Origin of the sequence: Zymomonas mobilis subsp. mobilis ATCC 10988 (genome assembly GCF_000175255.2) — a bacterium.
Classification (GTDB): domain Bacteria; phylum Pseudomonadota; class Alphaproteobacteria; order Sphingomonadales; family Sphingomonadaceae; genus Zymomonas; species Zymomonas mobilis.
The window spans coordinates 861835-876416 of the sequence record NC_017262.1 but is presented as its reverse complement, the minus strand read 5'-3'; the positions used below and the strand labels follow the sequence as shown (position 1 = coordinate 876416).

Genomic DNA, 14582 nt, shown 5'->3' with positions numbered 1-14582 from the left:
TATATCGTCGCCCTTTGGAAGGCGTGGCTCTGGTGATGCTAGACTATTTCCTGTGACAAGGAAACCATCGAAATCGGGCGTTTCATCCGCCAAGGAATCTAGGCCGTGGCAAACTGCTTTTGATCGAGAAATTGGCCTTTCACGCTGTTGGGGCCGGCATCCGTCAAAGTGACCTCGACAAGGTCGCCAATCGCCACTGGCGCTTCGATAATGACCGATTGCAGCCATGGTGATTTGCCGATCATCTGGTCTGCTTTCTTGCCTTTCCGTTCGATCAGGACAGTGGCTTTCCGGCCTATCGTCTGCTGATTGAAATCGAATTGTTGCTGATTAAGCAAGGCTTGCAATCTTTGCAGACGTTCGCGGCTGATTTCAGGATCAATCTGATTGTCCATATCGGCAGCCGGTGTGCCGGGGCGAGGGCTGTAGGCAAAGCTGAAGGCCAAAGAATAGCCGACTTCTGAAATCAAATCCAAAGTGGCCTGAAAATCTTCTTCACTTTCACCGGGGAAGCCGACAATGAAATCACCGGAAAGGGCGATGTCAGGGCGAACCTCTTTCAATCGGTTCATCAAGGTAAGATAACTTTCCGCCGTATGCGCGCGGTTCATTGCCTTGAGAATCCGGTTACTGCCGGATTGCACCGGAAGATGTAAGAAAGGCATCAGCTTGTCGATTTCGCCATGCGCTTCGATCAAGCCTTCTGTCATATCATTGGGATGGCTGGTGGTGTAACGAATCCGTTCTAGTCCGTCGATTTTAGCCAAGGCGCGAATAAGACCATCGAGGCCTTGGCTACGTCCGGCTTCGTCTTCGCCTGTCCACGCGTTAACATTTTGACCTAAAAGCGTGATTTCTCTTGCGCCTTTATCAACCAAAGCATGGGCTTCTTTGACAATGCGTGACCATGGGCGTGAGACTTCTGCCCCTCGGGTATAAGGCACCACGCAATAGGTGCAGAATTTATCGCAGCCTTCCTGCACCGTCAGAAAGGCACTTGCCCCGACTTGCCGTCTTTCGGGAAGCGCATCGAATTTGGATTCAAGCGGCATGTCGATATCAACGACTTTGCCCGAAGCGGCTTTCTCGATCAATTCAGGTAAATGGTGATAGGCTTGGGGCCCGACCACGATATCGACCATCTTGGTTCTGGCCAGCACTTCGGCACCCTCGGCCTGTGCAACGCATCCGGCGAGAGCAATCATCGGAGAAGAGCCGTCGGGGCGTCTTAACCGACCGATTTCGGAATAAACCTTTTCCGCCGCTTTCTCGCGGATATGGCAGGTATTGAGCACGACAAGATCGGCAGTGGCCGCCTCTTCTGCCGCTTTCATCCCTTGGGATTCCAATAATTCGGACATCCTTTCGCCGTCATAGCTATTCATCTGGCAGCCAAAGGATTTGATGTAAAAATGCTTTAAAGAAGGTCGGTTCATAAAAAAGCTATAGCCAAACAGTTGAAAAGCCGAAAGAGGGCGACGTTAATTTCGCCGCCCTCTGGTTACTTTTTATCCTGAATCGTCGCAATCTTGCCTATTCGGCCTGATCCGGTATCGGCAAGCCGTTTTCGCGCAGGCGATCCAAAGCGAGAACCATAATCATCCGGTCATCAATCGTGACCAGACCTTCCAAGAAGCGTGCCGCTGTGGATTCCCCGACATCCGGCACCGGTTGCAAATCTTCATGACGTGCGGTCACAATGTCATTGACGGCATCGACAATCAGGCCTTGCAACTGTTCCCCGATTTGGACAACGATAATGACATGGCGTGCCGTCGGTTCGGTCATGCCCCAGCCAAGCCGTTGGCGGAGATCGAAGACCGGAAGCACTACGCCGCGAAGATTAACAACACCGCGAACATAATTGGGAACATTCGGCAAATTGGTAGCTGGTGACCATGCCCGAATTTCGCGGATAGCCATTATATCCACCCCGAAAAACTGTTCCCCGATATGGAAAGTGATTAACTGGCGCGCGCCGGAAGAATGCTGCCAATCATGGGCTTGATTTTGCAAAGCCGTGTTCTCTGTTTTTCCTGCCATCAGCTCGTTTTTATTTTCGCCCATAATGAAGAGCCTCCTTTTTCACCGCCTGAAAAATGGTTAAAAATTTTTTCCGAAAAACTTTGTGTCCCGAAATAAAATCGTAAAGCCGATTAGGGTAGTTTAATGAAACAAACGCCTTAAAAGGAACGGCTGATAAGCTGAAAATGTTAATGAAGCACCCGTCGAATGGCCGCTGCCAATTTATCGGGGCTGAAAGGTTTAACAATCCATCCGGTGGCACCGGCAATTCTTGCCCGTTGTTTTTTCTCATCCGAGGTTTCGGTTGTGAGAACCAAGATCGGCATATTGCGCCAGCTGTCATCCTGTCGCACGCTTTCGATCAGGCCAAAGCCATCCATACGCGGCATGTTGATGTCGGTGATAAGCAAATCGGGACGATTATTGCTTAATTTCTCCATCGCATCAATGCCATCTTCGGCTTCGATGATTGTATATCCCATTTTGCCAAGCGCTGCCCGAAGCAGCATCCGCATACTGGGTGAATCATCAACAGTCATTATCGTTTGAGCCATGATATATTCCTGAAAACTAGCCTTCACTCAAAAATCTGTATTCCCAGAGCCTTTATTCAAAAATGACCCGATGTCTTGAGTAACAAAAGCGGATAAATCGCTGAATGAAGCCGAATATAGGATATCGCTTTGTAAAAAGTAATATCAGAAAAAGGTAACATCCCCTGCTTTGTCGGGAACCACTTCCAGTCTTTCGACCGGTCTTTGGTTTTCGACATGGCGACAACGGGCAAGCCCCAAAGCCGGACAGAAATCTACCCGTCTTGCGGTGGTGCCTCCAATATCTTCTGCATTAAGAAGAATATGTTCGTCTTGAAGAAATCGGCGGGCAAATTCAGCATTTTTAATACCGATATCCCCGAAACCGCTTCGCATGGTTGCCCCGCCATAAAGGCGGGCGCGAAGGCGGTTACGATGCGCGCCCTTGGCAAGCATCGCATTGATGAGCACTTCCATAGCGTAAACCCCGTATCGTTTAAGTGAATTAGGGTCGTGATCGCTGCCACTGGGTTCGGCCAGCAGGAAATGATTCATGCCACCGATTTTGGCGATGGGGTCGTAAAGACAAGCGGCGATGCAACTACCCAATACCGTCGAGAAGACAACATCGTCTTCACTAGAGACTTGTTTTTCTCCCTGCATGACATCAATGCGTTTGAAATTATTGATATTAATTTTCATAGTTGTTTCGGCCACAGCATTTTGCCTTTTTCGCTGTTAGGCGCAGGCCTCCAACGCTTTGGCGGCAATACGGGATAAGGGCAGTTGGCTTTCAACGGCGCCCATACGATAAGCCGCAGCGGGCATTCCGTAAACAACGCAGCTTTCTTCATCCTGTCCAATGGTAAAGGAACCTGTATCGCGCATGGCTTTCAGTCCCATCGCACCATCTTGTCCCATACCGGTCAGAATAATACCGATTGCTCGACGACCGCAATTTTTGGCAACCGATAAGAATAATCTATCGACTGAAGGGCGATGACCCGACATCGGCTCATCGGAGACCAAGAGACAGCGCGGTCCATGGGCAGCATTTTGGAATTCAAGATGGCGTTCCCCACCCGGAGCGATGTAAATATGCCCCGGTGTCAAAGGATCACCAGTTTTGGCTTCGGACACCTTGGGAGGACACATTCGATCAAGACGGTTCGCAAAGCTCGCTGTGAATAAAGGAGGCATATGCTGCACGATCAAAGTCGGCGGGCAATTGGCCGGAAAATCTTTCAGCAAAGCTAACAGCGTTTCGACACCGCCAGTTGAAGCACCGATAGCAATGATGCTGCCCGGTTTCGGACGATAGCCGGAAGCAACACTTGATGGAGCGGGCGCTGCATTTTGGGCAGAGGCCGAACGGTTGCGGAAAGAAAGTGGGCGATGGCCTCCGTTTTTGGCAGCGGCCTTGATCATGCTGATTAACGTCTGGCTTTGACTTTTATCAGAGGCAAAGCCGAGCGCAGGTTTGGCAAAGCAGTCAAAGGCACCTAATTCCATAGCCTTTAAGGTGGCTTCGGCACCTGCCGCGGTTAAGGCCGAGACCATGATGACGGGCATCGGACGCAGCCGCATCACCTTTTCAAGAAAATCCAATCCGTCCATGCCCGGCATTTCAATATCCAGCGTCATGACATCGGGATTGAGTTCTTTAATCATCTGGCGGGCTGTAGAGGGACAGTCTGCTTTGCCGACGACTTCGATTTCCGGATCTGACGAAATCATCATGGATAGGATAGCACGCATTGTTGGCGAGTCATCGACGATAAGTACTTTGACAGTCACATCGATCTCTTTTGATAAATAGTTTGTCCTTTGGAGACAAAGTCCTGTGAGGCTTTGCCAACAAGGCGTTCAGAATGGCCGATATAGAGATAGCCGCCAGTTACTAATTTTTTGGAAAAATTCTGAAAAAGCGTGCTTTTTGTCGGCTCGTCGAAATAAATCATGACATTCCGGCAAAAAATAACATCAAATTGATGCCGCATTGGCCATGTGCCAAGCAGATTCAATTCTCTAAAGGCAATGAGTTGTTGGCAGATCGGATTAACAACCATGGAGTCGCCATCGGCTGTCATCCAGAGATTGCGAAGGCTGGCTGGAATGGATTCTGCAATGCTGTTCGGATAACGGCCAGCGCGTGCCGTTGCCAGCACATGCGGAGCCAAATCCGATGCCAAAATGCGGAAGTCATGTTTGAGCAACCAGCGAGGCAAATTCCGATCGGTACCTGCAAGCGCCATGGCAAGGGTATAAGGTTCTTCACCGCTGGAGCAACCCGCTGACCAGATACGGACACGGCCACCAGATTCCAGTTTCTTTTTAAGCGCCGGCCAGACTTCATTCACCAAATGGTCGAAATGATGCTTTTCTCGAAAAAAACTGGTGTGATTGGTGGTCAGCGAAGTGACTGCCCGCGTTCTTTCTTCCTCGTTTTCATCGAGATAGGTGAGATAGTCTTTGAAACGTTGCATCCCGCAGGCACGCAAGCGTTTCGAAAGACGGGAATAGACCAGATTGGTTTTGCTGGACTGTAACGTAATACCGGCATTCTGATAAACGAGATCGCGGACTTTCTCGAAATCTTTCAGCGTATATTCGAATTCCCGTCTTTCTGAAGGTAGGGCGTTTTTTGTGTCTGTAGTGAGGGTCACGCAGCCATCCCGATAGAAGATGAATGGAGATCATGCCGCCAACGGGCGACCAAGCTATCGACATCCAGAATTAAAGCGACCCGTCCATCACCCAATATTGTGGCACCGGCCAGACCGGCAATCGCCTGATAATTGGCCTCGAGGCTTTTGACGACGACTTGCCGTTGATCAAGGATTTGATCCACCATCAGAACGGCTTGACCGCCATCGGATTCGACCACGATCAGAACCGATTTGAAGGGATCTAATTCTGCATTTTCAACCGATAATTCCCGCCCAATAGACTGGATGGGGACATAGGCACCGCGGACATTTAAGAGTTTTTCTGTTGTGCCGATGCCGCTGATTTCGCCTTCATTCGGTTGCAGACTTTCGACAATATGGCCGAGCGGAATAACAAAGGTCTGGTCACCGACCTGGACAATCATGCCATCCAAAACCGCCAAGGTGAGAGGAAGGCTTAAGGTAAAGGTCGATCCGAATCCCGGACGAGAATTGATACTAATGCGTCCGCCCAAGGCCTGAACATTTTTGCGAACCACATCCATACCGACACCACGACCGGAGACATTGGTGACTTTCGCCGCCGTCGAAAATCCCGGGGCAAAAATCAGATTGTCAATATCATCATCCGACAAGGTTTGATCGGGAGAGACGATGCCTTTTTCGATTGCTTTTTCTAAAATACGCGCCCGGTTCATCCCCTTACCATCATCCGAAATACGGATGATAATCCGGCCAGAGCGGTGTTCGGCGGCCAAGGTGACAACGCCTTCTTGCGGCTTTCCAGCGGCGACCCGTTCTTCAGGCGTTTCCAGACCGTGATCGACCGCGTTTCTGATTAAATGGGTCAGTGGTTCGCCGATGCGTTCGACAACCGTTTTATCAACTTCGGTCATTTCCCCGATCACATCAAGACGGACTTTTTTACCTGTTTCGCCTTCCAATTCACGGATGATACGCGGCACTCGACTGAAAACCGTTTTCATCGGTTGGGCGCGGATGGACATGGCACTATCTTGCAATTCGCGGGTCAGATGATCGAGGTCGGTTAATTCGGAAGAGCCGGAGAGACCTTGATCCGTCAAACGTTGGGCAAGCATCGCCTGCGTAATGACCAATTCACCGACAAGATTGACGAGACGATCTAGCTTGTCGAGGTCAACGCGGATTGTTTGCGCCATTGCCGGAGCCGCCGAGCGCGGCGGCTGAGGTGGTGCCTTCGTTGGCGCTGCCGAGGGAGCGGGTGCAGCCGGTTTTTTAGCGGCTTCTACCTTTGCTGTCGGTTTAGAGGCTGGCGGCGTTTTGGCTGCTGGTTTTTCTGCAGCTTTGGTCGTTTCTTTGTCGCCTTTCGGTCCCTCGATTTTGGCAAGAGCCTCTTTTTCCGATTGATCGGTTACCGGCTTTAACGCTGCCTTTTCAGGCAGTGGCGGCATTTTTTGATTCTTATCGCCTTTGCGGATAAGAACTACTTCGGAAATGTCGCCAACAAATTCAAAAACAGAGCGGATATCTTCTTCTTCAACATCCGCGGGTAATCTGACCCACCAACCAAGATAGGATATTTCGGGGTTGATGTCTTCAAGTGTAGGTAATTCCTGATAATCGGTAGCGACTATCTCGGCACCTAAGGAATCCAATTCGCGCAACAGTAATAAAGGATCGCTGCCATTATCAAGAGCATGGCGATCTGGTTTAAACCACAAAAGCCATGACTTGGGTGCGTTATCCTCTTCGTCGCTTTCTTCTATTTTTTCTTCTTCAACGGGTGTCGCCGCTTCGGGTTCTTTTTTGTCTTCTGTTTCAGCCGGTGCGTCCAGTGACGTTAAGAGATCGTCAAAGTCGAAATCGCCGTCAATATCAGGAACGCTGTCTTCTTCCGCTGGGGCTTCTGGCTCGGGCGGGGTTTCAGCCGGAGCTTCGGCAGCCGAGCTTGGTGGTTCACCACCCCCTTCTTCCATGGCAGCGGTTAAGCGATCCATAATACCGGAATCATCCGGCATATCCCGTTCACCGCTGGCAGCGGCGACGTGGTCGCTAAGCATATCAAATGCCGCCATCAAGGTTGATAGCAAATCAGGTGTTAGAGTGAGAACGCCATTTCGTAATTTATCAAGCAGCGTTTCATAATGATGGGCGAAGCTACGTAGCTGTTCAAAACCGAAAGCCCCAGCACCCCCCTTGATCGAATGGACAGCCCGAAAAATAGTGTTGATGGTTTCGTCATCCTGCACGCCATCGCGGCAGAGTGAGAAACAGGCTTCCATATTAGCGAGGCCTTCCTCGCATTCCTGAAAGAAAATATTTTGAATTTCGTCGAAACTCACGGTCTCATCCTCAGGTTAATGGAACGAAAAGCAGGGATTCGATGCCCAAAAGGCGGGCACCATAGCGAAGAGCTTCGCTAGGGTCTTCGATTAGAAAAGGCAGTTTTGCCTTTTCTGCAGTGAGACGGGCGGCCAGAAGAATTTGCAGACAAGCCTGTCCTACCATTTCGACGGATTTACCATTGAGGTGAACCCATCTATTTTGCTCCAAATCGGCTTTAATCTCTGTTGCGAGAGAAAGCGCCTGTGCTGTATCAAGCTTTGTAGGCAATGCTTGCATTTCTTCTTCCTTACACTTTCGGTCTATCCGGAAATAACAGAAGACGGAATGTTGTTAAATATTACGGCAATAATGGTTTAAATTTTATTTAAAAAAACCAGAAACCTTCCGTCCGTTTTGCCAGATAGACAGAAAGAAAAGCCCCCCTATCCGGTTAAATATAGCTTTCTGAATTACGCATGGCTCAATTGTTTTGCGCCTGTTGATTTAGCCTTGTCCAGATTGAAACGAGCCACTTGGCCGGAAAGATTGTCGGATTCTTCGGCAAGACTACGGGCAGCAGCGGTAGCCTCTTCCACCATGGCCGCGTTTTGTTGCGTAACAGAATCCATTTCCCCAATCGCAATATTGATTTGTTGTAAGCGTTCGGATTGAGCATGGGCGGCTTCTGAAATATTCCGAATAGATTGGGTGATTTCCGAAATACGAGAAATAATGCGACCCAGCAAATCACCCGCTTCCATGACCAGATGAACCCCTTCGGTGATCTGTTTGGCGTTGGTGGTAATGAGGCCTTTAACATTATTCGCTGCGTCGGCAGAGCGCTGTGCCAATGCCCGAACTTCGGCTGCGACAACAGAGAAGCCCTTTCCGGCATCGCCTGCTCTCGCGGCTTCGACACCAGCATTCAAGGCAAGAAGATTGGTCTGGAATGAAATGCCATCGATCAAGCCAATAATGGAAGCAATTTCATTTGCCTGTTTTTCAATCCCACCCATGGCATCGGTTGTATTTTTGATAACAACGCCACCCTGTTCAGCATCATGATTGATTTCGGTCATCAGCTTGTTGACATGAGCTGCACTAGAAGCCGTTTCGTTGATGCCTTTCGTGACATCATCCATCGTCCGCGACGTTTCTTCGATACTGGCGGCATGCTGTTCTGTCCGCTGAGCCAGATCATGAGAAGCATCACTAATTTCACGCGCACTGGTGTTAATGCTGTTGCTGGATTCTGCAACCGTTCGGGTTATTTCAGCAAGAGAATCTAAGGCTGCATTATAGTTATGGCGCAACGTTTCATAGATAGACGGAAAAGCGACTGTAATACGAGAAGCCAAGTCACCTTGGGCAAGACCGTTCAATCTTTCTGCCAAGGTATCGGTTACAACGCTTTGGCCTTTAGTGACTTCTTGGAGGTTAATTGCGTTGTTGCGGAAAACATCCATTGCGCGAGTGATCCGGCCAACACAATCTTTGTTATTGCGGAAGAGAATCGGGCTATTGAGATCGCCTGCCGCCAGTTCTTCCATCCGGACAACCGTTTGGACATAAGGTTCGCTGATCGCTTTTCCGGTCGTATAGGAAAAAACAACACTCAACAAAATGCCGGCAACGGCTGAAAAAATAGCGGCTGGATTGCTGGATAAAATGAAGAAACTGCCCAAGATAGCAAGCGCCATCAACAGGGAGATAACAAGATGCCCTAAAACGATAACCTGAAATTTCGTCTTGATAGGGGCTTGGGTAGAAAACCAATTCAACATGGTATTTTTATCCTTACCTTTTAGTAAGCGCGTCGGTCTCGGGTAGTTTCAAAGCAAAAGGGGGGGGGATGCAGCAGAAACCGGACAAACTGGAGCTTTTTCTGTCTTATATAACGACTAAAACGGTTTAAAATTCATCTGTTAATAAAAAATAAAATAACGTATAACAATTTATTACTTTTTTGTTTTTCTAAAATGGCCTCTGTCTATTATTAGTCATGTTATTTTTATTTAAAATTTGAATTTTTGTTAAATTTTGTAATAAAAATAGACAATATTTTGTTCTTATCATAAAAAACGCTAAAGACAGTTTTTAAATTTTTATCATAGAAATTGATATTTTCGTTTTTTTAAAAAAACACATAATAATGACTTGCAAGTATATTATAACCTGCAAGCCATCACCATGCAATAATCGGGTCTCAGAAATTAGGCTTGATCGTAGGGAAGCTGCTCTCTTTCAGCTTGGACAACCCCGCCTGCTGCACGCAGAGCAGCCAAAATTCGCATTAAATGTTGTAAGTCACGGACTTCTAATGTGACGTTGAAAACGTGGAAATTTTCATCCCTGTCCGCCAAAACCAAATTGATAATATTGGCTTTATGCGCACCGAAAATAGTGGCGACCACACCCAAGGCACCGGCTTGGTTTTTGACAATAACTTTGAGCCGGACGGTCGCCCCTTCGGCTTTGTCATTCCAACGTAAATCGACCCAATCTTCGGGATTGGTTTCGGCGAGATGTGGACAGTCGATCACATGCACTTCGATCGCGGCATGAGGTCTTCTTAAGCCGACAATCCGGTCTCCCGGAACGGGATGGCAGCATTCGGCCAAATCATAGGCCGCCCCCGGGGTAAGGCCTTCGATTGAAATAGCATGATTGACCAAGGGAGGAAGTGGCGCGGTCGCATCCTGAAGCGCCATACCCGGCATTAAGGCCTCCATGACGGCATCATCGGTGATATTGCGAAGCGCGATGGCTTCAAAAAGATCATCAGCTTCTTTCAGATTTAAGCGAAGAAGGGCTGCCTCTAAAGCGTTTTCTGAAAGAGGAGCCGGAAGCCTTTTGATGATTGCTTCATAAAGTTGTTTTCCAAGGGTAAGGGTATCGCTCCGCTCTTTATGGCGGACAAAACGGCGAATAGCCGCGCGGGCTTTACCTGTGGTAATAAAATTGAGCCATGAAATTTGGGGCGTTTGCGCGGCTGAACGCAGAATTTCGACTTGATCGCCATTTTCAACGCGCGTGCCTAATGGCACCACGCGGCCATTGACTTTGGCACCCACGGTTTGGTCGCCCAAATCCGTGTGAACGGCATAGGCAAAATCGACCGGTGTTGCCCCCAAGGGAAGCTGTATAAGCTCACCTGTTGGGGTGAAGGCGAAGATACGGTCTTTATACATCGCCATTTTGGTATGCTCGAGTAGCTCTTCTGGGCTTTCAGCATTGTCCAGAATTTCGACCAAATCGCGAATCCAGCCGCTTTGCTGGAATTTGTCCGGCACCGTTTTCTGTTTATACGCCCAATGGGCAGCAAGGCCATATTCAGCCTGTTCGTGCATCGCTTGTGACCGTATCTGGATTTCGATACGGAGATTTTCATTGTGAATGACCGCAGTATGAAGCGAGCTGTAACCGTTGCGGCGCGGTGTCGAAATATAGTCTTTGAAACGCCCCGGCACCATTGGCCATTTGCCATGCAAAATGCCTAATGCCCGATAGCAATCTTCTGTATTATCGACAATGACCCGAAAGGCCATGACATCTGAAAGCTGGTCAAAGCTGATATGGCGTTCTTCCAGTTTTTTCCAGATAGAATAGGGGTGTTTTTGGCGGCCTGATACCTTGGCTTTGATACCGGCTTTCTCAAGTAACTCCTCGATGCCATTGATGATACGTTTGATCTGACCCGTATCACCCTTGTTGAGTTGTTCCAGCCTTTTTGTGATCGAAGCATAGGCTTCCGGTTCCAAAAATTGGAAGGAAAGTGTCTGCATCTCACGCATGAATTCATACATGCCAATCCGTTCTGCCAACGGGGCGTAGATATCCATGGTTTCACGCGCGATACGGCGGCGTTTTTCTTCCTTTTTAATGAAATGCAATGTCCGCATATTATGCAGACGGTCTGCCAGCTTGACCAGAAGAACGCGGATGTCGTCTGACATAGCGAGCAGGAATTTTCTGAGATTTTCAGCCGCGCGTTCGGTGACGGATTGTGCCTCGATTCGCGATAATTTCGTGACACCATCAACTAGACGAGCCACCGCTGAGCCAAAGAGTTTTGCCAGCTCTTCGCTGGTTGTTCCAGTGTCTTCGACAGTATCATGCAGGATGGCCGTTATGATCGTTTCGGCATCCATATGGATATCGGTCAGGATTCCGGCCACCTCTAGCGGGTGGCTGAAATAGGGATCGCCGCTTGCCCTTTTTTGATTGCCATGCGCTTTCATGGCGAAAACATAGGCGCGGTTTATCAACGCTTCATCGGCGTTTGGATCGTAGCTTAAAACCCGATCGACTAGTTCATATTGTCTCAACACGGAGATAAAATTGCGGAGGATTTCAACATATTGCAAGCCTTCATTCACATGAAGCGCAATTTTTTTTGTGAGGCCGAAATCTGTCTTTTTGAAAGGCTGTTATTGTCGGGTAATCTATCATTTCGCCTCGGAAGCGATTGAGGGCGCTTTCCGAGGCTATATCATCGCTGATTATCTTGAAATCGGGCGATTAAAAACCGCGTTCAGCATTGCGGCGTTGTGCATCGAATTTGATAGCGGCCATTGTGTCAGGCAGTTTTTCGGATGCAATATGGCTGTTGTAATAGACGAAATATTTCTTCAAAGGCGCTTCATATTCTTTACCAGCTTCGCCTAAATGTTGCTCGGCTAAATTAGCGATGGCAGCGAGTTTTGTCGGTTCAACGGAAGCAGGATCGGGATTAGCCTGCAATATCGCTAAAAGGTCAGGCTGAATGGTAACCGCTTTTGGCATTTTTGCGGCCTGTTCTGCGGCATTTTGGGCATTGATGCTTTTCCAGCGGAGCATTTGACCACCCACCAGAAGGCAAAGTAAGCCCAAGGAAACAACGATATGGATTAAGGCCTTTTTCAGGCTGCCTTTATGAAAATAGAGCCAGTAGAAAAACATGAGCATCGCGGCGATGAAATAGAGTGCAATCACGCCTGCGATGATGTTGATGATATTATCCATAAAATTCCCACAAATATGATCTTTTTAGGAGATATAGGGTGAGATAAGATTGTTTGTAAATTGTCCATTTGAGTAATAATCGTAAAAAATGATGTAATGATGTTCAGGGTATTATTTTAACGCTGCTATATAGCTTTATCATCGGATTTTTGTAGGTTGTCTTGATTAGGGCTATTTTGAAGGGATAATCCGCCTTGTTGGGCGACTTCTAGCAGAATGTCCCAGAGCGTTTTTAAATGTGATTTATTAAGGGCTTTGCCGGAATGGCTGGCCATTTCCTCACCGACTTCAACCATGCTCTCTGTCCATCCGAGAGCATCGCGGACATTTTGGCTCATATGGTTATATAATGTCCTGATTGCCATGGATTCACCACGGAAATCGCCGATTTCGGCGGCTGGTTCAAAGGGCTCTAAAGATATCTTCATTCTTTCTGCCAGTGCCCCACCCGCATAAAGGGATAAATCGCCTGAAAAATGATGATCTTTATTATTGGTCATTTGAGCCAATTCATCATCTGTGAAAGACGATACATCGAGCCACTCGCCGCCTTTAGAATAGTCAAAAGTGATGAAGAAACCTTCATCGCGGGCATCTTGGAAGAGCTTGTTAAGTCTTGATTTGATAGAATTATCAGCGTTTTCAGTATTAGACATTTTCTGACTTTTAAAAGCGGCTTTGGCCTCTTCTGATATTTGGATGCTATTTTCTGATGAATTCGATGTGGGTTGGATTACCTTTGAAGCTGTTGTTCTGACATTTATATTTTGGCTAGCCTTATATAAAAGTAAGTTATCCCTTGGTCCCGGGATGATATTGGATAAAGGCATTGATGTATCCTTTAAGAATCCAATGATTGGGGCAATGTGATATTATTTACCCATGAAAAATCATTGGATATTAAGTGCATTATTTTGTGATAAGTATTTATATTTTTAATAACGCCATTGGTGACTGAATATTTAATTCATTTATACTTTAAAACAGAAGTAAAGAGGCCTCTAATGTAGAGGTGATTAGAGGAGAGTGAGAGATTGTCGTTAGGTAGTCTTTAGGTCTCGAAGAGATACAGAGGTCGATGGAACGTTATTTGAGAGTAGGTGATGATCGAATGACGGTTTTTGTGAATGTAAAAGAGAAATAGCTTTCTGCGTAGTGGAAGAGGCCGAAGCCATTATGTCTTTTTCAGGCTATTGAGTTATTGAGATGTGAGGTAAAAAAAAGGGCTGCTAAAGGGCAGCCCTTTTTGCGGTTATCGCTGTATTTTTAGAGATAATTGAGGATACCGCCTTCAACCCGGAGAGCGGCTCCGGTCGTGGCAGAAGCCAAAGGCGAGGCGGCGTAGAGCACCATATTGGCGACCTCTTCGACACTAGCGGCGCGTTCAATAATGGAAGAAGGCCGAAGATTTTTGGTAAAATCGGCTGCCGCTTCTTCGTAGCTTTTTCCGGTTTTTTTGACTTCCGGTTCCAGCATTTTTTTCAAGCCATCCGAGAGCGTGGGCCCAGGTAGGACAGAATTGACGGTAACGCCGGTTCCTGCCAGCGTTTTAGCAAGGCCACGGGCGATTGCAATCTGGGCGGTTTTGCTGAAGCCGTAATGCACCATTTCTTCTGGAATATTGAAGCCGGATTCCGACGAAATAAATAGCACCCGATCCCAGCCTTTTTCAGCCATTTTCTTGGCATAGGCACGGGAGAGACGAACGCCGGACATTACATTGATGTCAAAGAAATTCTGCCAGCAATCATCGCCGATATCGAAGAAATTGCCTTGGGGGCTGAAAATACCCAGGTTATTGACCAGAATATCGCAAACCGGATGCGCTTTGACCAAGGCATCGCAGCCTTCGGCCTGTCCAAGATCACCGACGAAGCCAACAACTTCGGCTTCTGGAGCGGCTTTTTTGACTTCGGCAATTGCACTATTTAATTTTTCTTGATGACGGCCATTAACAATGACCTTTGCACCTGCTTCGGCGAGACGAATAGCAATGCCTAGGTTCTGTTGACAAAGGGTATAATTTAAGATTTTTAGAGATAAC

Annotated in this window: 14 protein-coding genes; 1 reads left to right on the top strand and 13 read right to left on the bottom strand. The window is 47.8% G+C overall.

All coding sequences use genetic code 11. The annotated features are described in order from the left end of the window. Positions 1–98: 98 nt before the first annotated feature. The 12 genes from miaB to ZMOB_RS03805 form a co-directional block, all read right to left on the bottom strand. Complete coding sequence (gene miaB, locus ZMOB_RS03860; protein WP_011240050.1) at positions 99–1436, bottom strand: tRNA (N6-isopentenyl adenosine(37)-C2)-methylthiotransferase MiaB; 1338 nt, start codon at positions 1434–1436, stop codon at positions 99–101. 97 nt (positions 1437–1533) lie between these two features. Further along, positions 1534–2067 (bottom strand): chemotaxis protein CheW, encoded by a 534-nt coding sequence (locus tag ZMOB_RS03855; RefSeq protein WP_011240051.1) that lies wholly within the window; start codon positions 2065–2067, stop codon positions 1534–1536. 146 nt (positions 2068–2213) lie between these two features. Continuing rightward, positions 2214–2579, bottom strand: a complete 366-nt coding sequence (locus ZMOB_RS03850; RefSeq protein WP_011240052.1) for a response regulator — start codon at positions 2577–2579, stop codon at positions 2214–2216. A gap of 144 nt (positions 2580–2723) precedes the next feature. After that, positions 2724–3275, bottom strand: a complete 552-nt coding sequence (locus tag ZMOB_RS03845; protein ID WP_011240053.1) for a chemotaxis protein CheD — start codon at positions 3273–3275, stop codon at positions 2724–2726. 21 nt (positions 3276–3296) lie between these two features. Beyond that, on the bottom strand, positions 3297–4355 hold the full coding sequence (locus tag ZMOB_RS03840) for a protein-glutamate methylesterase/protein-glutamine glutaminase (protein WP_011240054.1): 1059 nt from the start codon (positions 4353–4355) through the stop codon (positions 3297–3299). Continuing rightward, complete coding sequence (locus tag ZMOB_RS03835) at positions 4352–5224, bottom strand: CheR family methyltransferase (protein WP_011240055.1); 873 nt, start codon at positions 5222–5224, stop codon at positions 4352–4354. Before ZMOB_RS03835 ends, ZMOB_RS03840 begins: the two co-directional genes overlap by 4 nt. Then, a complete protein-coding gene (locus tag ZMOB_RS03830) occupies positions 5221–7551 on the bottom strand; it encodes a chemotaxis protein CheA (protein ID WP_014500687.1) in 2331 nt (776 codons plus the stop codon). The genes ZMOB_RS03835 and ZMOB_RS03830 overlap by 4 nt, the downstream gene beginning before the upstream one ends. Before the next feature lie 10 nt (positions 7552–7561). Continuing rightward, positions 7562–7831, bottom strand: a complete 270-nt coding sequence (locus ZMOB_RS03825; protein ID WP_011240057.1) for an STAS domain-containing protein — start codon at positions 7829–7831, stop codon at positions 7562–7564. A gap of 173 nt (positions 7832–8004) precedes the next feature. Continuing rightward, positions 8005–9318, bottom strand: coding sequence for a methyl-accepting chemotaxis protein (locus ZMOB_RS03820; RefSeq protein WP_014500686.1), 1314 nt, complete (start codon positions 9316–9318; stop codon positions 8005–8007). A gap of 429 nt (positions 9319–9747) precedes the next feature. After that, positions 9748–11865: a RelA/SpoT family protein gene (locus ZMOB_RS03815; RefSeq protein WP_014500685.1), complete on the bottom strand. Its 2118-nt coding sequence runs from the start codon at positions 11863–11865 to the stop codon at positions 9748–9750. 190 nt (positions 11866–12055) lie between these two features. Beyond that, positions 12056–12538: a hypothetical protein gene (locus tag ZMOB_RS03810; RefSeq protein WP_011240060.1), complete on the bottom strand. Its 483-nt coding sequence runs from the start codon at positions 12536–12538 to the stop codon at positions 12056–12058. Between the two features lie 125 nt (positions 12539–12663). Continuing rightward, positions 12664–13194, bottom strand: coding sequence for a hypothetical protein (locus tag ZMOB_RS03805; protein WP_252507317.1), 531 nt, complete (start codon positions 13192–13194; stop codon positions 12664–12666). A 22-nt stretch (positions 13195–13216) separates the two neighbouring features. On the opposite strand from ZMOB_RS03805, the gene ZMOB_RS10335 reads away from it, so the two are divergent. Continuing rightward, positions 13217–13408 carry a hypothetical protein gene (locus tag ZMOB_RS10335; RefSeq protein ID WP_252507316.1) on the top strand — a complete coding sequence of 64 codons (192 nt, stop codon included), beginning with the start codon at positions 13217–13219 and terminating at the stop codon, positions 13406–13408. Positions 13409–13804: 396 nt separating this feature from the next. Here the strand turns inward: ZMOB_RS10335 and ZMOB_RS03800 are convergent, their stop codons facing one another. Then, a complete protein-coding gene (locus tag ZMOB_RS03800; RefSeq protein ID WP_041573369.1) occupies positions 13805–14569 on the bottom strand; it encodes an SDR family NAD(P)-dependent oxidoreductase in 765 nt (254 codons plus the stop codon). Positions 14570–14582 lie beyond the last annotated feature (13 nt).

Coding starts and splice junctions, on each gene's coding strand:
- miaB (WP_011240050.1), bottom strand. CDS start 1,436: ATGAACCGACCTTCTTTAAAGCATTTTTACATCAAATCCTTTGGCTGC.
- ZMOB_RS03855 (WP_011240051.1), bottom strand. CDS start 2,067: ATGGGCGAAAATAAAAACGAGCTGATGGCAGGAAAAACAGAGAACACG.
- ZMOB_RS03850 (WP_011240052.1), bottom strand. CDS start 2,579: ATGGCTCAAACGATAATGACTGTTGATGATTCACCCAGTATGCGGATG.
- ZMOB_RS03825 (WP_011240057.1), bottom strand. CDS start 7,831: ATGCAAGCATTGCCTACAAAGCTTGATACAGCACAGGCGCTTTCTCTC.
- ZMOB_RS03820 (WP_014500686.1), bottom strand. CDS start 9,318: ATGTTGAATTGGTTTTCTACCCAAGCCCCTATCAAGACGAAATTTCAG.
- ZMOB_RS03810 (WP_011240060.1), bottom strand. CDS start 12,538: ATGGATAATATCATCAACATCATCGCAGGCGTGATTGCACTCTATTTC.
- ZMOB_RS03805 (WP_252507317.1), bottom strand. CDS start 13,194: ATGTCTAATACTGAAAACGCTGATAATTCTATCAAATCAAGACTTAAC.